Consider the following 20,752-nt stretch of genomic DNA (forward strand, 5'->3'; position numbering starts at 1 on the left):
CCTATTTTTCTTTCGCCGGCTTATTTTTCCCGGGCAGATCGTCCGGGCTGATATCCACATCCTTCATTTGCCTTCTTAACTCAGCTTCCAACCGTTGAACAATGCCCTTGTTTTCCGGATTCCCGGCCACGTTATGAAGCTGGTCCGGATCGGCCTTTCGGTCAAACAACTCGTCGGGATGCCCCGGTATTTTAATGTAGGTGTAGCGGTGGTTGCGAATGCCGTAGTGGTTCGGAGGCCCGCCCCAATAGGTGTAGAGTTGCGACTCGCGCCAGTCCGGCACGCAGTCCCCGGTGAGCAGCGGCACCATGCTGCGCCCCTGCATCGCCTTCGGGGTTTCTGCGCCCGCCAGCTCCAGCAGCGTCGGAGCGATATCGACGTTAATACATAGATCCTTGTTCACCGAACCGGGTTTGATCATTTTTGGATAGCGGATCAGGAACGGCATACGCACGGATGTTTCCAGAATCAGGCGCTTGTCGTAGAGCCCGTGCTGGCCGAGCCAATAGCCCTGGTCGGCGGTGTAGATCACGATCGTATCCTCGGTCAGGTTCTGCGCATCGAGATAGTCGAGCACCCGCTTGAGGTTGTCGTCGTTTCCGGCAATGCAACGGATGTACTTATGCATCATATGCTGATAGGCGACGCGGATTTTGTCGTTGTCGTTGGTTTCATCATGTTCCCACATGGCATCGGGCTTTTCATCATTCACGTGCCGTGAATAGTAGGATTCCCCGCCCTTGCCGGTGGAATGGAGCATGTGGAACTTGGTTCCGTTTAGAAATTCCTTCTTCAGGTTTGAGTCGCTCGTCCTGAGGGCTTCATACAACGTGGACGGCTCGGGGATTTCCACTCCAGCCAAAAGGTCGTCATAGCGTTCGGCATGGCCATAGTCATGATGCGGCGCCTTAAACTGGAGGCAGAGGAGGAAGGGCTTGGCTGGGTCGCGCTTATCGAGCCAGTCCATGGCGATGTCCGTATAAACATCGGTGGAGTAGCCTTTGCGGTTCCAGGTTCCCTCGGAACCGTTGAAGGTTGGATCAAAATAGTTGCCCTGCTTATGCACCACCATATGCTTGTCATAGCCCTTGGGCTGACTGCTCAGATGCCATTTACCAACCACCCAGGTTTGATAGCCCGCCTTCTGAAGCTGAACCGGATACTGCGGCGAGGAGTCGTTGATGCTTCCGTTCAGTCCTTGAACCCCGTTCTTATGACTATATTGCCCGGTCAGGATTGCGGCACGGCTGGGCGAACAGATGGAGTTGCAGCAGGTAAAGTTATCGAACCGCATCCCCTCTTTAGCCAACCGGTCGATCGTCGGGGTTTTTGCATAGCCTTTCAGATAGGATCCATACGCCGAAATCGCCTCAAAGGCGTGGTCGTCCACCAGCACCACCACCATGTTGGGTTGCTGGCCGGCGCCCTTCGTCCAAGCGCACGCGGCAATAAACCCCAGCAGCACCGCACCGATCTTTCCATTCATTGATCCAATTCTTCTCATAAAACCACCTATTATTAACATCACTAATAAGACGTCGCATCCCCGCTCCACTTTGACCTTTTTATGCAGGAAAAGACAGGGACAGACCGCCCGCCCCTTCCCCATCGGGGAAAAACAGTCCAGTCCATCGTCGGCATGTCATAATTATCCTGACCGCTGCAGGACAAAAAAACGCGTCGCTCGACGTTTAATGGGTATGAACCTGAAACCCATTACGATTTTGACCTCGTTGCTGCTGGCGGCGCTCCTTGCGCCGGCAACTGATGCGAACACCTATACCATCAGCCCGGACGGCAGCGACTCGAATCCCGGAACCACTGAAAAACCGTTCCGCACTATTGCAAAGGCCGCTGCCCTGCTCAACCCCGGCGACTCCTGCTTTATCCAAGCCGGAACCTACCGAGAAGAAATCGTCTTGCGAAAATCCGGCACCCGCGAGGCTCCGGTCCGTGTCGTCGGCGCTACGCATGCCGACGGTTCGCCCGCCGTAATTCTGGACGGCACGGAACCGATGGACGGGGAATGGAAAAAAGAGAAGATCAATGGTGTGCTTGCATTTTCCATCCCCTGTGAGCAACCCACGACCCAACTGTTCTATAAGGGAAGGATGATGGCCGAGGCGCGCTGGCCAGACCAGCCGTTCTCGCGCATCTGGGATCGAACCACCTGGGCGGACAGCGAAAAAGGTAGTAAGCAGGATCTGATGGTTTGCAGCGCACTGGCGAAAACCGGTGTAGATTGGACCGGCGCCATGGCGACCCTTAACGTGGGCCAGCAATTCCAAACCTGGTCGCGGATCGTAACCTCTCATGAAAAAGGCTCGACCTCCTTCATCTATAATCTCGCAATCCGAACCAACAACGATCTCTCCGAGGGTCCCACTTGGTGGGACGACAGCTTCTACCTGCGTGGAAAGATCGAGGCATTGACCACCCCCGAAGAGTGGTTCCACAACGGGGAACGCCTCTATTTCATCCCCCCCGACGGACGCACGCCAAAGGCCGGGGTGGTTGCGATAAAAACGCGAACGTTCGGCATCGAGGGCAAAGGCGTAGATCATATCGAAATCTCCGGCCTCCGATTTTTCGGATGCACCTTCCGCTTCCAAAACAGCGACTTCCTGACGATCGAAAACTGCCGCATCCTTTACCCCAACTATGCCCCCATCCTGACCGACACCCTGCCCAAAGGCGAGAGCGCCCCTATTCCGCAAACCATGATTCGCGGGAACGACAACATCGTTCGCAAGGTTGGCATCGCCTACGGCAACACGGCGGGCATCAGCCTGACCGGAAGCCGCAACCGCATTGAAAACTGCGTCATCCACGACTTTTGCTGGGAAGGCAACCTGCACCACCCGGCCATATCCATCCGCTCCATCGGGAAATCCGCCTCCGACTCCACCGTCAGCCGCTGCACCATCTACAACAGTGGCAACATGGGCATCTGGCATCTCAATGCAAACAATACGATTGAGTACAACGAGGTCTACAATACCGGCCTCGCCTGCAAGGATATCGCCGCCATCCAGACCGGCAGCCCCAACACCTCCGGCAGCGTGGTCCATCACAACTGGGCGCACGATTCTCGCGGCAAAGGCATTCGCGGCGACGACCAGACCCGTGGCCTGACCTTCCACCACAATGTGATCTGGAACTGCGACGAAGGCATGATCCTCAAGGGCGAAGACAACCTGTGCTACAACAACACCATCATCGGCACCAACGGACACGGATGCCTCATCATACCCACCCGCGCCGAGCCGCGCAAATGGTGGGCGAAAACCAAGTTTCTCGACCAACAGAACACCCGCAGCACCTTCCGCAACAACCTCGTCGAAACCATTGCCTACCGCTACGACCCCCTGCCCCAAAATAAAAAGATCGCGCGCAACGTGGAAACCCATGCAGTAGCGAAACTGTTGAGAAATCCTGAGAAGCAGGACTTCCGCCCCTTAGCCAAAATCGATACAGGAGCCTATGAATTCGGCAAGCCGATGTGGACAGCCGGGGCGGACTGGAAGAATGATCCCATTGGCATCGATTTTGTGATCAATGCCACCCCCGCCCGGAGCTGGGAGATTGCTGGCAAGTCGAAAAAGTCATCGATCCAGCTTCCCGCCCGGATCCGGAACTCCAATCTCAGCAAGCTCTCAAAAACCAAGCTGCAGGATCTCTATGACGACTGCTGGACGGGCGCGGAAGTTGAAACGCGAAAAAAACTGATCTACCAAAAGAACCAGCTGCCCGACGGCTCGGCCAAACAAAAAATGCTCCAGAAAAAAGTCGCCGCCCTCCACCGCCAGGTCAACGACCGCCTGAGGGAACGCGCCGGCGAAGTTCTCGCCGGCAGCGAGCTGACGCTGTTTCTTGAAATAAAGTAGCTCGCAATTCCAATTGCGAGTTTCCCGACAACAGGGTATTCCGCGCGTACGGTTGAGCGAAACCGGAGTAGTACCCTGTACCACTTAAACTGTCGCAAACCCGAGCTTCCATATTTTGAACCACTAATCTTCACTAATGAACACTAATCAACACCTCCCGGATAGCTGGATAAATTAGTGACGATTAGTGCGAATTAGTGGTTTCACATCCGAATGCCTAAGGTTTCCAGTGTACTAGGTCTGCTTCGGGAGTTTCATCTTCGAACCATCGACATCGGGTTTACTCTTGTCGAGCTCGCCATCGACACGGATCTTAAACGAAAGCGCCCATTCGTTCGGGAGCGTTTCGGGCAGCTGAATGTTCAGCGCGTCATCCGTGCGCTTCCATTTGACGGCACCGTGCCCCAACAGTTCGATGGATTTGATCTTGTTCGATTTTGAAACCGAGGTTCCATTCGCCAGCGACTTAATGACCGCGATGCCGGATGGAGGCACTCCGAGCACGGTGGCGTAGAGGTTTTCGCCGTTGCGGGTGAAGCGGACATCCTCATGCGTCAGCTGCTTCGGATCAGGCTGAATGCCACGGGATTTTGTGCCGTCTTCCTTATATTGGAAATATTTCAGATAGCCGGTATTGCCTTCCGCAAAGATTTTCCACGGCACGGTGGCATAGATCGCCTCGCCGTTCTGCCCCAGCCAGGAGCCGATGCCCTCGAGCAGATCGATCTGCCCCTGGTCGAGTTTGCCGTCGGGCCGCGGATTCATGGAAAGCAGCAACCCGCCGTTGCGGGCAACGAGATCGCAGAGGCGCACAACAATGTCGCACGGTTTTTTGTATTCAATGGCCTTGAACCACGGCCAGTCGCACCAGCCGGTGGCGGACGGGGTATCGTCTTCCCACGGCCAGTCGATGTAGAGCGGGCGGGCGTGGCCGTTTTCGTAGGAATAGACACCAAATTTTTCCGGAAAGTTGCCTTTGTTGTGCACCACCACTTCCTTGCCGGCCTTGTCGCCCATATTGAAAAAATCGTTCAGCACGGTTTCCGTGCCGTATTTCCCGCCGCCGCCATCGAACCAAATACCGTCGGGCTGGTATTTATCGATCACTTCCTTGGTCAGCTTGTAGCGGATGTCCGCAAAATAGTCTTCGTCGCCTGCATACCAGTAAAGGTTACGCAGATTCGGATCCAGCAGATCTGCTTTCGCCATTGCCGGGTCGTTCTTGAGGCGTTTAGTGATTCCCTGAAAATGTTTATAGGTCCGTGCATGGTGGAACGAAGTGAAGGTTTTCAATCCGCGGTCGCCGATGGCCCCCATCATTTCGCCGAGCAGGTCGCGCTTCGGCCCAAGCTTACCGGCGCAGAGATCGATGATATCGCTATCCCACATCGCATAACCGTCGTGATGAATTGCACAGATGCCGGCATATTTCGCGCCCGAACGAACAATGAGGTCGGCCCAGTAGTTCGGATCAAAGTCCTCGGCCTTAAACTGCTTCGCCAAATCTTTGTAGCCGAAGCCTTCGGCAATCGGACCCACATTTTTTTCGAACTGAACGCGCATGTCATTTTTCGGGCTCTGGTGATAGAAACGCTGGTAGGCGCAGATATATCCGTTGCCCCAGTTGGGTTCCGCATAGTCCCACGCGCCCGAAACGGAATAGACGCCCCAGTGCGCGTAGATCCCAAACTTGGCGTCCTTCGCCCATTGCGGCACCCCGCGACCCATCAGCTGGCCCCAGACCTTTTCATCAATCTTTTTGGCTTGGGCGGAAAACGCCAAAACAAAAACCAACAGAACCATCCAATATTTTTTCATATTCCGACCTTTGCGTGATGAGTGACGATTGAGTCGTGATTATTCAGTCACGCCTCACGTTTCAATCGTCAGCTTTTCTTTTCACGCCTCACGTTTCACGCGCTATATCTTCGTCTACGGATTAAACGCCACCCGAACTCGCTTTTTTGACTGTTTTCTAAAGAAATGGCCACCTTGCCGTTCATCCGCAAAGCCGTAGCTCGTAATTCCAATTGCGAGTTTCCCGTGGCTGAGTTGCCCGCAAAGCCCGGCACCTCAAAGCATGCGGCGCAGCCGCTCTGGAATGCGTCCGACCCCGTCGGCGCTCTTGCACATGACCAGGAAACTTGGTTGGCCGAAAATGGAACCGTTTTCTGTTCGAATTAAATGAATGTTGAAGATTGAGTCCCCGACTCTTTCCGCCGCTTCATCACCGACAAAGTGGCTACAAACATCAAAAAGAAATCCGGCGAGCAAATTTCTTCAGTCATTTCTTCAGGGACCTAGATATAACCTTTTCCTCGCGGGGGGAGTCTATTATCATAGAATCCACTGAACTCTGAACTAGAGGACGCATTTGTATGACAGAGGACCAAGAGATCATCCAAGCCGTTTTGAACGGTGACCGTGAACGATACAGTGAATTGGTGGAGCGGTATGCCGATAGGGCACACGCCATCGCTTACAGCCACCTGCGGGACGTCCAGGCTGCGGAAGATGTGGCTCAGGAAGCCCTGGTTAAGGCATTTAGTGCCTTGCAAACCCTTGCAAAACCTGAAGCATTCGGCGCTTGGCTGGGTAGTATAACGCGGAATCTTAGCCGCTCCGCTTTCCGGAAAAAACGCGTAAAAACCGAGGATCTAGAGGGGCACTATGAAGTAGCTGACACCAGAGCGAAGGGCCCCAGGCAGTCGGCCGCGGAGAACGAAACAGGCGATCTCCTAGAAGAAGCGCTGAGCAAAATATCACCAAAGATCAGCGAAGCCATCGTCCTGTTCTACCTAAAGGAACTGTCGATCACCGAGGTGTCCAAAGCTCTCGGAGTTCCAGAAAACACCGTAAAACAACGCCTTCATCGCGGTCGAAAACTCCTTCGTGAGCGCCTGGAAGAGGTGGCTCTGGGTGAAGGAAGAAGAAAGCTCAGGGTCTCCCAGAACTTCCTATCCAGCGTTATCATCGCACTGCCAAGTCAACCTTGGAAGATCGGCGTCCTAGGAAAACTCTCCTGTAAACTCGCCTTCCTGCCCTTCCTCATGCCCTATTTGCTTCCTGTCGTGATTATCCTCGTCACCCAAACATTTACGAGCAGACTAATTCTAATGGACATGGATCATTCTAACGAGGAATGGATGCACTCACATAAGAAATTCACCCAATGGATATTCAGGCGTATATCATTGTTGATCATTTCGATGATGGGGCTATTCGCGTTGACCCAAGCCTTCCCCTCCTTGGCTTGGATATGGGTGATCTTCCCTATCCTGATGATCCCTGCATTTTGCAGCAAAGACTATCTCCTCTCTACGACATGGAAAGAGAAGGTCGGAACGATTTGCTTGTGTGGAACTTGGGCTCTTCTGGCAATGCAAATATTGTATCCCCATCTGTCATCCGAAGTCGGGCCATGGCTTTCTCTCCTCTTCATCCCGGTTTTTGTATTGGGCGGTGGAGGGGTACTGCTGAAAAAAATCGGGGGATCATCTAAGAAAGAAGATTCCTTACGGGAGAATGCTCCAGAGATAAAGCCCGTCACCATGGAGTTCCTAAAGAAGAACGCGTACAAATTTTCCAGAGTCGTCAATAATCCCATGCGGTTATTTACAAAGATTGAGGTGGAGGAGGACCATATATGCTTCTCCTGCATTATGACCAAATTAATGGGCTTCTTGACCAAAGGCGCTCCGGCACAGGGCTTTTCGTTATTCTCTATCAAACTATACCCCGAAGGAACGGTGGAGGTAGAAACCGCTGCGTCCGACGACCGACCTAAACATTGGGGAACCGTTGAGGAGCAGAATGAACTGCTAGCCGATTATTTCAAAACGTCATGGGCTTACTACGCCTCAGGGAACAAGTCCGTTGCGCGTTCTATTTCGATTCCCCTCTTCCCACAAAATAGATTTTTTGTCCGCAAAACGGGCCGGAGAATTTTGCAGACCTTCATCTGGTCATCGCTCGCCCTAGTGATAGTTATAAATGTAGGCTTATTTGTCTTTATGGGTATGACTCCACGTCTAAACTCCGCTGCCATCGAGCGTTTCTATAAAGATGAGTTCATGAGGCGGTACAAAAATGACTTTAAAGAACTAGCCTCAGATACAGATCGAAGAATGATCACATACTACAAACAGCCCCCAAGCATGATGGCTATTGAAGAGGTCAGAGCCGCCTACTTGGACCTGTTGAACAAGAAACGGTATACATCTCAAGGGAGCATTCTTTTCTCTCAAATCCGGGAAGTAGTCAATGGGTTGGAGGCGGGGTATCTGACCATTCCGATGCTTCAGGAATGGGACCTTGCCAGAGAGGATATAGAAAATCTGGGATACGGTGAGTGGGCTTCATTGCCGTCCTGTGTAATGGAAAAAGATGAAGCGCTAAGTTGCTCGCACGTCGAAGGCATGGCCCATAGGGTACGACTCTTAAACGCCTTGGGCGCCATCGAATTTATGGATCAGGAACTACCAGATAAACTTATCGAGAGGCTTGACTATAAAGACGGCACATTCACTGCCGACAACGCAACCTTCAAGACAACCTGCCAGACCGCTTGTATCCTCACCATCTTCGACCGATGGGATCTGGCAGACAAAGAGGCGGTCAAACAGTACCTTGTAAATTGGTTAGGCAATAACAGGTATTCCACAGACAGCGGCAATATGTATAACCTTGCCCTGGGTCTGATAGCGGTCGACGGAACAGATGAGGTTCCCCTGGCCAAGTTAGCCTCGCGCATCAGACCTAAAAACAATGCGATTATTTTCAAGAACTCAGTATGGGGAGTCCCCCCTCACAACATAGACAGTTACGCCATCAAAGAAATCCTGTCGGAGTATCCCGAAAGACTCCTCCTTGAGCCCAACCAATCCAAGGAAGTATGCTGCGATAAATAAGGCTAAGGCGGGACAAGACGGCGGACAAGTGCGGGGAATTCCCTTACGAACCTGCTGGACTGAGAACAGAGGTCGGAGGACGGCGGTCATAATCTATTGGTAGGACTGGCTCTCCGAGCCCGGCGGACGACCGCGCTGATTTGGCTCTGCATCCGCGGCGGCGCGCCCGGCGGTCGCGCCCTACCTGCCGCACAAGGCAGGGACAGACCGCCGGACTGTCCGCGCGGCGGATCGGTGCGCACGAGCAGTGCGTACGCTCGGCGCGCACGGCGGATTTGGTGCGTGTGTACGGTGCGGGCGGGCGGTGCGGGAGGTGCGCTCGGCGATCACGCCTCAATCGTCACTCTTCACGATTTTCTTTTTCGTTCCCGCCTGCTTTTTCGCCTTCGCCAAATTTTTGGCATTTACAGGTGGTTCTTCCTATATCCTTCTAAATCATGCTGTTCCAACAGATTATTTACCACGAAGACTCGAAGAGCACGAAGGCTCACTAATCCAGATTTATTTCTTGGTGTCCTTCGTGCCTTAGTGGTTATTCGCTTGTTCGGCTTTGCGTTTGGCGCGGGCGGCGGCTTTGGCGGCCTTCTTTTCGGGAGACTCCTCTTTCTTGGGTTTCTCCTGATTCCACTCCTGATAGTTGCGCCGCGTGCGTGAGTCCATGGCAGCCAGCTTGTCGTCCCAGGCGATATGCCGGTCATAGATCTTTGAAAACAGCGGATAGTTGCCGTAGTCGATGCACTCTTTTTTCCAGGCTGCGAACGATTCATCGTACTGCTTCTGCATACGTTTCAGGATCTCCTGCTTTTCGGGGTTGGCCGCGAGGTTGTTCATTTCATAGCGGTCTTTGCCGAGATCATACAGCTCTTCGGCTACTTGCATCTCATGGTTGAACGGCCAGTGGATATATTTGTAGTCTTCCGTCACCACGGCCAGCGAATGGGTCGGTGCACTGCCCCACGCATTGATCAGCAGGATCGAGTCGTGAACCTTGCCCTTCGGATTATCGAGAAGCGGCATCAGGCTTTTCCCGTCCATGTTTCCAGGGATTGGAAGTCCGGCAACATCGAGCACGGTCGGCGCCATATCGATGTTGGCCGTTACGGACTGCACGCGCGCGCCCTTTCCAGAAACCGGATGCCGCGGATCGTAGACGATCATCGGCGAACGGCTCGGTTCTTCATAGGGAAGCACTTTACCCCCCATACCGTTGGCGCCGCAGCTGTAGCCGTTGTCGGTCAGGAAAAGAATCACCGTATTGTCGGCCACACCCTGACGTTCGAGCTCTTCGCGAATCATGCCGACGGCATAGTCGATGCCGTAGACGAGCTGATTATATTTGCGCATGGTTTCCTGATATTTATCCGGGCGAAAATCCTTAATGCTCATATATTGCCGGCCGCCTTTGGCCTGCGGCGGCTTGAGCGAAGCTCCGGCTTCATCATAGTTCGGCGGCTCTTCCCAGACGGTATCGGCATAGACGTCGTTGAAAAACTTATCGGGCGACATGGGACCGTGCGACGCCTTGAAACTGACGGAAAGGCAGAACGGCTCCTCACTCTTTGCAGCGTTTTTGATGAAGTCCTGCGAAACCGCGCCGCACGCCCGCGTGACGTGCGGATACTTTTCAGCATACTGTGCAACAAATTCATTATCGGCGGTCCGGTATTGCCCCTGCGCCGGCCAACCGTACCATTCGTCGAACGAATCCATCGGCAAATCTTCGTTGCTGTGATAGTTGGAGCTGCCGTCGGCCGTCGGTTTGACCGCAAAGCCAAACTTTCCAACAAAGCCCGTATGATACCCCGCATCGCGCATCAGGACGGGATAAGATTTTTGCCACTTATCCGCGGTCAACGGCCCGTGCTGGAAATTGCAGCCGGTCTTGTATTCATACATGCCGGTCATCACCTGCGCCCGGCTCGCCATGCAGATGGCGGTGGTGTCGTACGCACGGTCGAAGACGACGCCTTCAGCCGCAAGCCGATCCAGATTCGGCGTCTTTGCCTGCGGGTTGCCATAGCACCCCATCGTCCGATAGCTCTGGTCGTCGGTCAGCAGCAAAATCACATTCGGCCGTTTTTTATCCGCCGCCCAAGCCGACCTTGTTGCGCAAACTGTGCCGCCCACCGCGGCCCCGCCTAAAAAACTTCGTCTATTCATCAGGTTTCCCTATTCAAACAATGTTGTATGGATACAAGAATACGACGCCGCAAAGGCGCCGTATTTTGATGGAATGCGAAGAAAACCGTCTATTGAATCTTCAGCGCAAACGCCCAGTCGCACGGTTTTTCCTTCGGAAAGGTGACTTCCAGCCCTTCGGCGGTGCGGCTCCAGTTGAGTCTTTCGTCGGAACCGACCATGGAAACGGATTTTATTTCGTTCGGATAGTGCTCCGAACCGGCCCTCAGGCTTTTGACGACGACCTTGCCGTCTTCCGGCCAGTTCAGGCTGATTGCATAGACGGTCTTGCCATCCTTCGACTGCGTGAAACGAATATCCTGCGCAGTCCAGGGCTGGCGATAATTCCAGACTGGCATGTCCTTGCCGGACTTGCTTTTTTTTCTGGCGCGCATGTCTGTCATGCCTTCCGCAAAAACCTTCCACGGACGGGTGGCGTGGATCGCCTCGGAGTTGACCTTCAACCATCTTCCCATGCCTTTCATGATGGCGACTTCTTCGGGTGGGATGGAGCCATCGCCCTTCGGCGTGAGCGAAAGCAGGAAAACCCCGCCGCGGGAAACGAGGTCGATCAGACTGCGGGTGTGGTAGTCGGGGCCATCCTTGTATTTCTTGTTTTCGACATAGCTCCAGGGATAAGCGATGGCGCGGTCGCTCAGGAACCAAGGGCCGACGTCGTACGGCATTTCACGCGCATTCTCGAAGCAGCGCATGCCGAATTCTTCCGGAAAATTAAAGTCGCCAGCGTGCTTGTTGCAGATGATCGGCTCCTGCCCGCGCTTGATGGACTCGTTATAATAGTAGGCGAAGGTATCCATCACCAACTGTTCGGGAAGCACGCCCTTTTTGGTGTCGATGCCATCGAACCAGATGCAGTCCGGCTGATACTTATCGACCACTTCCTTGATCTTGCCTTCCCATGCGGCGGCAAAATCCTCGCCTTTCGCACCGACCTCGGTGTTCCAATAGAAATCGTTGTAGGCCGGGTCGTAGACATCCCAGGTTTTCTTTTCTTCCATGGGCGTTTTGGACTTGGTCATGAATCCGGTGGCATAGCCGAAAGTGCGTTCGTGGTGGAAGGTGGCGAGCAGTTTCATGTCGTCATATTTTCCAACTGCCTGGGCGATCTCACCGTAGATGTCGCGCTTCGGCCCCTTGTCCATGGAGTTCCATGGGGTGAACTCGGAATCCCATAGGCAGAAGCCGTCGTGGTGCACCAGCAGGATGCCGCCGAACTTTGCGCCTGCCTCGTGCATCAAACCGACCCACTCATCGGCATTGAAGTTTTCGGCCGTGAACAGGGGAACAAAGTCCTTATAACCAAATTGATCGAGCGTGCCGTATTTTTCGACGTGGTGGGAATAGATGCCCTTCACATCCTTGTCGGGGCCGCTGTAGAGATTCTTGATATAATCGGGGCCGCCCTTGGCCGGCACCGAAAAGACGCTCCAGTGGGTGTAGACCCCAAACTTTGCATCCTTCATCCACTCGGGAACTTCCTGAGCCGAAAGTGATTCCCAACGGCCTTCAAACACGCCCTGGGCAAATGCCGCAGTGGCCAACCAAACAACCACCAATCCAATATGTGTTTTCTTCATTTTCGTTTCCTTCAATGTAGTTTTAAACTTATCGCGTCAACTTAACCTTATAGACGGATGCCAAAGCAAAGGGCGCTCCCTTTGAGGACAGCTGCAATCCGTCAACCGTCATCTTCCAATCCACCACGGCACTCGAACCCAAAAGCGAAATAGATTCGATGGCAGGCTTAAAGGCTTTAAACGATTTAAGCACCACCGCCTTTCCCAGAGGCTGGAAGGCTGTCACATACACCACGCCGGGTTTAGCGGTGAAGCGGAATTCCTTTTCGTGGATGCGCATGCTGTGGTTGGTGTAATGAACATTTTCTTCCTCAATCAGTTCGCCCGAATGCTCGCCATAGGTTTTCCAAGGCGTGGAACAATAGATGGCCTCGCCGTTGACCTTGAGCCATTCGCCCATGGCCAGCAGGCGGGACTGCATGCCTTCGGGAATGGTGCCGTCGGCCCGTGGCCCAATGTTGAGCAGCAGGTTGCCGTTTTTGCTGACGACATCGCACAGCAGGCGCACCAGTTCCGCCGGGGTTTTATAGAGATCGTTAATCTCCTCGTTTTCCATGTAGGCATAGGAGGTGCCGAGCGTTGCGGGATTCTGCCAACGCGGCCCGATGGTCTCCATCTTAAGGTTGTCGGCCTCGATGCATCCAACACCCTTCGGCCAGTTGATGGTCTTGCCCTTGTTGTTGAACCAGACCTGCTTTCCCCAGCCTTCCGCCACATTCAAGTAGTCGGCCATCATTTCGCGGAAGGCCTGCTCGAATCTGGCCACCTGTGGATCGTCCGCTCGCAGGAAAGGCACGTCATCGATCCACATGAAGTCGGGCCGGTATTTTGTTTCAGCTTCTTTCCAGCGCGCGACATAGTCGGCAATGAAGGCATCGTCGTATTCAAACGGGCCGTACAAGGAAGCGGCTTCGGGCATGCGCTCGATCTCTTCGTCGATCAATCCCGTTGCCCGCGTAAAGCGGTCGGGATGGCGCTCGCGGTGGTAGGAGATGCCAAACTTCAACCCTTCGGCGCGTACGGCTTTTCCCAGGTCGCCAACCAGGTCGCGTTTCGGCCCCTTCTTCGTCGCCGTCCAGGGGGTGAGTTCCGAATCCCATAACACAAAGCCATCGTGATGCTCGCCGGTGGGGAGGACATATTTTGCCCCGGCATCCTTAAACAGCTTGGCCCATGAGGCGGGGTTCCAGTTTTCGGCCTTGAAAAGCGGCACCATATCCTTGTAGCCAAACTCCGGCATGGTGGCCCCGAATTTTTTGTTCATGAATTCGGTATAGCGCTCGGGCTTTTTATACATATCGGCGGTGATGGCTTCCGCATAGCCTTTGTGCCGATCCTTGTAGCCCGCCACGCTGTACGGCCCCCAGTGGATAAAGATCCCGAACTTACCCTGATCCCACCATTCCGGCACCGGCGCAGTCGCCAGCGACTCCCAGGTGGGTTCGTAGGTTTTGGCCTCGATAACGGCAGCACCCATCATCAAAACGGCGATCAAACTTAAACGTGTCTTCTGCATTTCATTCCCTCGAGTTGAATACACCTATAAAACGCCGCGAATCCCCCGAAGTTTGATCCTTTCTGCAATGAATAGCCGTACACGGGGGTGCATTGCGGGCGGCGCTTTCATCGAAAGCGCCCTACCCTAATCAATTGAAATGCGCAACCGGATGAATTGGTTGGTTTCAGATTCTGTTGAGATCTGATTGGTGACGGCTTCAAAACCTGTTTCGAGCGGTGCCGTTCCAACCTCGGAATAGCCATTGGCATTCCAACCATTGGAAACCAGATTCGTATTCAACTCGAGCCTGTAAGCGAGGCCACGGGCAGCCGCATCGGTGCGACGGCGGTAAATATATTCCAAACCCTGAAAACTCTCGTCGGCCGATTTTCCAAACACTGGAAGAATCGCAGCCGCATCATCGTTGGTCGGGTTTCCTCCTAGGCCATATTCAACGAGCTGGTTCATACCGTCCGTATCGGTGTGAGCGTTAAAGTTGGTATCCGAGCCCGTCAGCCCGTATTCCGCACTCCATGCTTCATAAGGCGGTACGGTTGGCGGAGTCGTTTCATCCGAGACCACATCTTCAAAAGATCGACCAAGGCGGATTTCATCATAGCCCGGCCCACGGTTGGTTTCCATGGTGAGCGTGTTCAAAGTCGTTTCATCCACATCCAGCTCCAGCGAGATCGAAGTTCCCAGTGTAAGGTTTGTCGTCACGGGATAGAGCGTAATGCGGTCTTCGCCCGAAGTCCCGGCATTGAACTCGATATACCCTGCCAGCAGAATCGGGGCATCCTGACTGATTGCAATGACACCGGATGAATCCGTACGGCCTGAAGCGCTCCAGATGCTCGCCCGTGCGCTGGCATTGTCCGTATTCATAAATCCAAAGCCAACATCCCCGTCAATATAATCGGGAACACTGCCGTCTTCCAGCAAGGCACCGGAGCCAATGGCGAATCCTTCGTTACTGCTCGGTCGCCACAACACACTGAACCAGAGGTTGGTTTCATCCAGATCGGCGGTAAGCATCCGCGAAATCGATTCGGTTCCCCCGGTACCGACGCGCGACAGCCGGTTGCTGCTTACCGGAAGATCGCCCCATGTGTCCCCGGCAGACACGATTTCAAAGTTTTCGTCAGCAATGCCGGCCTGCGTACTCACCCAGGCGGAGCTGAAGCCGAACCCTCCGTTGAGTCCATGGATTTTATTTCCAGCCAGATACTCAAAGCCTTCATAGGCGAGCTGCTGGCCCGTTGGCGGAGGCGGCACCTCGACCGTGATATGCAGATCAGCTGTATCAATCCCACCGTTGCCATCGGAGACCTCAACAGAAAACGTATTGAGGCCGGCATAGGCCGCGTCCGGTATTCCGGAAAGAAGTCCGTTTGTTGCCACGCTCAGCCAGGATGGAGCGGAAAGCAGTGAGAAGGTCAGCGTATCGCCATCGACATCCGATGCATCCGTGGCAATCGAATCGCTGTAGGCGCCCCCTGCCATGGCCTCTGTTTTTACGATTGGATCGGATGTAAATTCCGGGGCATGGTTGCTGCCATCGCCCAGCTTTGTTCCGTATTCCATATTTGATTTATAGGACCACTGCCCGGTCGCATCCTGCGCTTTCACGACATACTGATATGCCCAGCCAGGCGTCCCTGCAGTATCGGCATAGGATGAAGCACTCAACAGTCCGGGATGAACGGCGGTATAGTTGTCTTCATCATGCTCTCGGCGCAACACCTGATAACCCGCCAGATCAGGTTCTGTGTTGTCATCCCAATCCAAGAACACCTGTCCCACCGCATTCGATGTCGTCAGGTTTTCCGGCGCGTCCGGCGGCAGGTCGGGATCCCCGTCTACATGGTACAATCGAAGGAAAGGCGGGAACTCATGTTCTCTGGAAGTGACGGAACGGATTGACGTGTTCAGGATGCGGTCGGCCGCAAGCGAGACAATCCCGGTGCTGTTAACATAGCTGAACACATCAAAGGCTTTATAGACTCCGGCCACAACATCAAGCGGCCCGACAAGCAGATCGCCATACCCCGGTTTGGTGTTCCAGGTCACGGTCATTTCATCCCAACTGGTATCGTCCATGGCATGGATCAGAACATTTCCTGATCTCACGCTGGCGGTCGAATACAGGTGCAGCTCCGCGCCAATAATGTTATCCGGCACATTTACATCGAACTTAAAATAGGCCTCGGTTTCGGTTCCATCCTCATGGGTTATCAGCGGAAAACTCTCGTTGCCGCCATAATTAGCATCCGGAGTACTGTTTGCAACATAGGTATCCTCGGTCGCAAGGATATCGGTATACGTGATGTCAAAGTCGGCACCCACAATGAAAGACCATTCGTCGCCGGTAATGGTTTCGGTCGGAGTGATGGAATCAATGCGCCAGTAGTAGGTCTGCCCCACGGTCAGATCATTCGTACCCGGATCAAAAATATTATTCAACAGGGACTGATTACCCTGATACACCAGATTCTCCGGATCGGTTCCAAAATAAATATCATGCGAAACCGCCTCTTTGCCGGCCAGCCACATCAGGTCGCAATCCGGCCTGGCGTTTACTGTTCCGTTCGGTGGAACCGGCGTACAGGCCTGCGGATACTGGAAACCGGGAATCCAGTAATGTGTATCGCCATACTCATAGGCCCCGATGTCCGGCGCCGCCCCCAGATACCCATCGGTTATCGGGGCATAAATCACTCCCGCATCGATGATTTCCGAGCCGGGGCTGGGGCGAAAATCCATGTTCACCGGATCGCGCAACCGATTCTTCGCCAGATCCAACGGGCCGGTGGAATCCACAAAGCCGTTCCAGTTGTTGCCGTTATTTCCGGTCAACGGAATATAAAGATCCGAGTCAGAAGAGATACCGGACGCCAGGTTGTTATACACATCCGAATTCTGGTTTTTCGGGTCAAGAATCGGCGCGGGATCTTTAAGTTTCATCCCCGGTTCAGTCGGATCATGTAGCGCAACCGACACATTGCTGATCACCTTATGATAATCCCCCTTGGTATTATGGCTTGCAGGAACCCGCATCGAAACCTGATGATGATCGCTTCCGTTGATTCCGTCGTCGCCATCCCAGCGCGTTCCCGTCTTGAGGGCCTGATGATGCCACAGATACGAACGAACCAGCCCGTCCGCCGGCCCGCCGACACCGTCGCCCCCCTTACACTGCCATGCGCAGCCATCCTGCTGCAGGTAACCAAAATAAGCCGCACGCGACATGTGGATATCCATGTAGCTGTGCTTCTGCATCACCTTTGAACCATTGACCAGAAAGGTGCAACGGTCGGTAATCGCATCTACCCCGCCGTTGGCCATCATGACCATTTGCGCCATGCCGACAAAGCTGAAGTGGGTAAACAGGCAATTTTCAAACACCGTACCGACATTGCCATCCGCATTGACCGAGCCATCGCTGTAACGGAAGATGCAGTTGCGGACGACATTCTGGGCTCCATTCCCGCCGTCGAAGTAGGTCGCACCATATTGCGGCGGCTGAGCGGCCGCTTCTCCGGCCGCTTCTCCGGAATAACTATGGATGCCGAGCATGCGCGGATAAAAACTGGGATAATCGAACGTGCAGTCTTCCAGTGTCGTATGCCCGACCTTCGGGAAATTAATAGTGCACCCGAAGAAATCGATACCGACCATGTTCACATAATCAACGCTGTCAAAATCCAGCGCACAGGAAACGGTTTTGCCGCGAATATCGCGCCCCTGCGGCGGCTGCCCATCTTCGCACCACAGCCGGACTTCGCCGGTATCCTTGTCGTAATACCATTCTCCGGCCTGATCCAGCGCACTCATCGCTTCGACAAGGAAACGTCCATCCGACTTCTGGTCGTGCGGATTGAACACCGGAACATGTTCAATCAAATTACTCCCCGCTACATGATTTGTAATGGGCCGCGTAAAGGTGGATTCGGAATGATAGTTCAAAATAACCGATCCCCCCGCAAAGCTGACATTCGGTACGGTTTGATACACCGGATTGTTCTGCATATTTCCATCTGCAGGATACACCGGTATATGCCCCCACGTACCGTCAAGATCCCACCACGATCCATCCTTGGGCGTATAGCCGTCGGCTTTCAGCTGCGGTTCGATGGGATCGCATGGATGGGTGTTGGCATTCGGCCATCGGGCGGCAATCCCCATTCTTCCATCCACCCACAATTGCCAGATATCTTTGCTGATCGTGGTGGTATAGATGCTGCCCGAATAGACGCTCCAGCTTGCGCCACCCAGATCGGCCAGCGATTCCGAACCGTCCAATGTGACCTGCTCATTCTGATAACGGGTGATGGTAATCGGATTCCCGTCCGTTCCATGCAGATTGGCCCCACTGATTTCCTCGTGGTATCGTCCGCCGCGCATGTAAACGGTATCGCCGGCCCCCACGACATTCTGCAAAGCATGCCCCAGCGTTTTGAACGGCTGCACGAAGGTTCCGGGAGCCGAATCACTGCCGGTGGTCGAAACGTAATAGTCAGCTGCTGTCGCAGACAAAGCGCAGCCGATAAGCGCGACATTTAGAATGGCGTTAAAGTGGTTCATTCAAATCCCTCTTGTTTGATGTAAGATACTGCATTACTTCTATAAATATCGCATCGGCGAAGGAATTTGACGACAATCACCAACAAGTGTTCAAAAACAATCGGGGAGTGCGCATCGTGCGCGCGGCGCTTGAATCACTGCGTTATTTCCACTGGAAATTATCTGCGCTTCGCTTCGGCGGCGAACGCTCCCTACCTTTTGAAATGCTTTTGGTCGATCTCGTCGTAGGTCATGGATTCCTCCGCCATGGTGAACGGCTGGCCTGCCACCATCTTGTCGCCGACGTCTCCGACAAGCTTGATCTTGAAGGCGTAGGCATAGTTGTGCGGTTTTTTGGAGGGCGACTGGATTACCAGCGCATCGGCCTTCTGCTTCACCTTCAGCTCGACGTCATGGCCCAACAGCTCGACGCTTTCGATCGTTGCATTTGGAATCATGTCTTTTCCGAGTGAACGGATCGTGAATTCATCGTCCTCCCAGTCGAGGAAGATGGCATACATAGAATCGCCCTTTTGGGTGAAACGGATCTGACCTTTTTTGTTCGACTCACGGTAGTCCCAGTAGATAATGCCGCGGTCTGCCTTGTACATAAAGGTACCCAGTGGCCCCTCGGTGGCGATTTTCCACATGCGCGTGCCGTAGATGGCATCGCCGTTGACCCGTAGCCAGTTACCGATCTCGCCGCAAATTTCCTTTTCCTTCGGCGGGATGGTTCCATCGCCCATGGGTGTGAGCGAGAGGAAGTAATAACCGCCGCGCGATACCATGTCGATCAGCGCATCAACGTGGTAGTCCGGGCCAAACTTATATTGCTTGTTTTCAACGTACGACCACGGATAGCTGATGGCCTTGTCGACTAGAAACGGTCCCGTGGCATACGGCGGTTGGTCGCGGCCTCCTTCGTAGCATTTAATGCCGACGCCCTGCGGGAAATTAAAGATCTGAGTCCCGGGAAGCTTGTTGAATACCGTGACTTCCTTTCCTAACTTTGCATTTTTTTCATAGTAATAATTCATGAAGTCTAAGTGGCTGGCCTCAGCACAATGATCCGACGGTTTCAACCCATCGAACCAGAGGGAGTCGGGATTATATTTATCAATCACCTCGCGGACTTTTTTAAGCCAAAGTTCATTGAACAGTTTGGCATCCGCCTTGCCCCATTTCGGGAAGTACCACGTATCGAACTTCGGATTGAAGAGGTCGAGCTTTGACTTTTCCTCGGCGGTAAAATCGCTCTCTTCAAGCTTGCTGGTGGCATAGCCAAAGCTACGGGCATGGTGGAAGGTGGCGATGGTCTTAAAGTCGGAGGCTTTAGCAGCTTCGACGAACTCGCCGTAGATATCGCGCTTCGGCCCCATCTTGCCGACATTCCACGGCACGACATCGCTGTCCCACAGGAGGAACCCATCGTGGTGGACAATACAGAGGCCACCGAACTTGGCACCGGCATCCTTCATGACATCGACATATTCCTGCCCGTTAAATCCTTCGCAAAGGAACTTTTTGGTGAAGTCGGAATAGCCAAATTCGGTTGGATCGCCGTAGCGCTCCTTGTGGAGTGTGCTGACCGAGGGTGCGCCCTTTTTACTATCGGCCGGATCCTTGTACATATAACGAATATAGGTATTACTGGCCTCCTTGTTGCCCGGAATGGAATAGAGCCCCCAGTGGGTGTAGATGCCAAACTTGCCGTCTTCGAGCCATTTCGGCACCGGATGATTGCGCAACTGCTCCCAGCCCGGGCGGTACTGGGCATCCGGTATCCGGAACTCCGGACGGTTAAACTTGCCCGCCTCCATTTCCTCGACGCGCACCTGCGCATCAGTGCCGAGCGGCGCGCGGTTTTCATCGGGATAGATTTTTACGCTGGGGGCCGCGATCGTGGCCGTGGCCACGAAAACGAATAACGGTATGTATAAATTTTTCATTTTAGATTCCTTAGATCCCATTTCCATGATGAAGAGTTATATGAATCCAATGCCGCAGTTCATGAAGTAGTTGATGAATTCCCCGCTACGTTTTGGTTATATCCTAAATTGGGAAGGTAGGGATGGACCGTCTGCCGAGCGGCGCGCTGGGACAGCGAGCCCTACCCAA

The 20,752-nt window shown here is 53.7% G+C and carries 9 protein-coding genes; 2 read left to right on the top strand and 7 right to left on the bottom strand.

The window, feature by feature from the left end; genetic code table 11:
* Nucleotide 1: 1 nt before the first annotated feature.
* Nucleotides 2–1,504, bottom strand: coding sequence for a sulfatase family protein (locus SCARR_RS08310; protein ID WP_168433134.1), 1,503 nt, complete (start codon nt 1,502–1,504; stop codon nt 2–4).
* 196 nt (nt 1,505–1,700) lie between these two features.
* Here SCARR_RS08310 and SCARR_RS08315 point away from each other — a divergent pair, with 196 nt between their 5' ends.
* Nucleotides 1,701–3,887, top strand: a complete 2,187-nt coding sequence (locus SCARR_RS08315) for a right-handed parallel beta-helix repeat-containing protein (RefSeq protein WP_168433136.1) — start codon at nt 1,701–1,703, stop codon at nt 3,885–3,887.
* Between the two features lie 234 nt (nt 3,888–4,121).
* Here the strand turns inward: SCARR_RS08315 and SCARR_RS08320 are convergent, their stop codons facing one another.
* Nucleotides 4,122–5,705, bottom strand: coding sequence for an alpha-L-fucosidase (locus SCARR_RS08320; RefSeq protein WP_136061023.1), 1,584 nt, complete (start codon nt 5,703–5,705; stop codon nt 4,122–4,124).
* A gap of 560 nt (nt 5,706–6,265) precedes the next feature.
* On the opposite strand from SCARR_RS08320, the gene SCARR_RS08325 reads away from it, so the two are divergent.
* Complete coding sequence (locus SCARR_RS08325; protein ID WP_136061024.1) at nt 6,266–8,797, top strand: RNA polymerase sigma factor; 2,532 nt, start codon at nt 6,266–6,268, stop codon at nt 8,795–8,797.
* A 525-nt stretch (nt 8,798–9,322) separates the two neighbouring features.
* On the opposite strand, the gene SCARR_RS08330 is transcribed toward SCARR_RS08325, so the two are convergent.
* The 5 genes from SCARR_RS08330 to SCARR_RS08350 form a co-directional block, all read right to left on the bottom strand.
* Nucleotides 9,323–10,957, bottom strand: a complete 1,635-nt coding sequence (locus SCARR_RS08330; RefSeq protein ID WP_136061025.1) for a sulfatase family protein — start codon at nt 10,955–10,957, stop codon at nt 9,323–9,325.
* A gap of 89 nt (nt 10,958–11,046) precedes the next feature.
* Nucleotides 11,047–12,573: an alpha-L-fucosidase gene (locus SCARR_RS08335; protein WP_136061026.1), complete on the bottom strand. Its 1,527-nt coding sequence runs from the start codon at nt 12,571–12,573 to the stop codon at nt 11,047–11,049.
* A 28-nt stretch (nt 12,574–12,601) separates the two neighbouring features.
* Entirely contained in the window at nt 12,602–14,089 is a 1,488-nt protein-coding gene (locus SCARR_RS08340) for an alpha-L-fucosidase (RefSeq protein ID WP_136061027.1), read from the bottom strand.
* A 126-nt stretch (nt 14,090–14,215) separates the two neighbouring features.
* Nucleotides 14,216–18,655: a CBM96 family carbohydrate-binding protein gene (locus tag SCARR_RS08345; RefSeq protein ID WP_136061028.1), complete on the bottom strand. Its 4,440-nt coding sequence runs from the start codon at nt 18,653–18,655 to the stop codon at nt 14,216–14,218.
* 191 nt (nt 18,656–18,846) lie between these two features.
* The gene (locus SCARR_RS08350; RefSeq protein ID WP_168433137.1) at nt 18,847–20,583 is read right to left on the bottom strand and encodes an alpha-L-fucosidase; all 1,737 of its coding nucleotides are present in this window, start codon (nt 20,581–20,583) and stop codon (nt 18,847–18,849) included.
* Between the last annotated feature and the right edge of the window lie 169 nt (nt 20,584–20,752).

Source organism: Pontiella sulfatireligans (genome assembly GCF_900890705.1).
GTDB lineage: Bacteria > Verrucomicrobiota > Kiritimatiellia > Kiritimatiellales > Pontiellaceae > Pontiella > Pontiella sulfatireligans.

Bases quoted from the DNA above. Each gene is read 5' to 3' on its own strand.
- SCARR_RS08345 (WP_136061028.1), bottom strand. From the start codon at position 18,655: ATGAACCACTTTAACGCCATTCTAAATGTCGCGCTTATCGGCTGCGCT.
- SCARR_RS08315 (WP_168433136.1), top strand. From the start codon at position 1,701: ATGAACCTGAAACCCATTACGATTTTGACCTCGTTGCTGCTGGCGGCG.
- SCARR_RS08330 (WP_136061025.1), bottom strand. From the start codon at position 10,957: ATGAATAGACGAAGTTTTTTAGGCGGGGCCGCGGTGGGCGGCACAGTT.
- SCARR_RS08310 (WP_168433134.1), bottom strand. From the start codon at position 1,504: ATGAGAAGAATTGGATCAATGAATGGAAAGATCGGTGCGGTGCTGCTG.
- SCARR_RS08320 (WP_136061023.1), bottom strand. From the start codon at position 5,705: ATGAAAAAATATTGGATGGTTCTGTTGGTTTTTGTTTTGGCGTTTTCC.
- SCARR_RS08340 (WP_136061027.1), bottom strand. From the start codon at position 14,089: ATGCAGAAGACACGTTTAAGTTTGATCGCCGTTTTGATGATGGGTGCT.
- SCARR_RS08325 (WP_136061024.1), top strand. From the start codon at position 6,266: ATGACAGAGGACCAAGAGATCATCCAAGCCGTTTTGAACGGTGACCGT.
- SCARR_RS08335 (WP_136061026.1), bottom strand. From the start codon at position 12,573: ATGAAGAAAACACATATTGGATTGGTGGTTGTTTGGTTGGCCACTGCG.
- SCARR_RS08350 (WP_168433137.1), bottom strand. From the start codon at position 20,583: ATGAAAAATTTATACATACCGTTATTCGTTTTCGTGGCCACGGCCACG.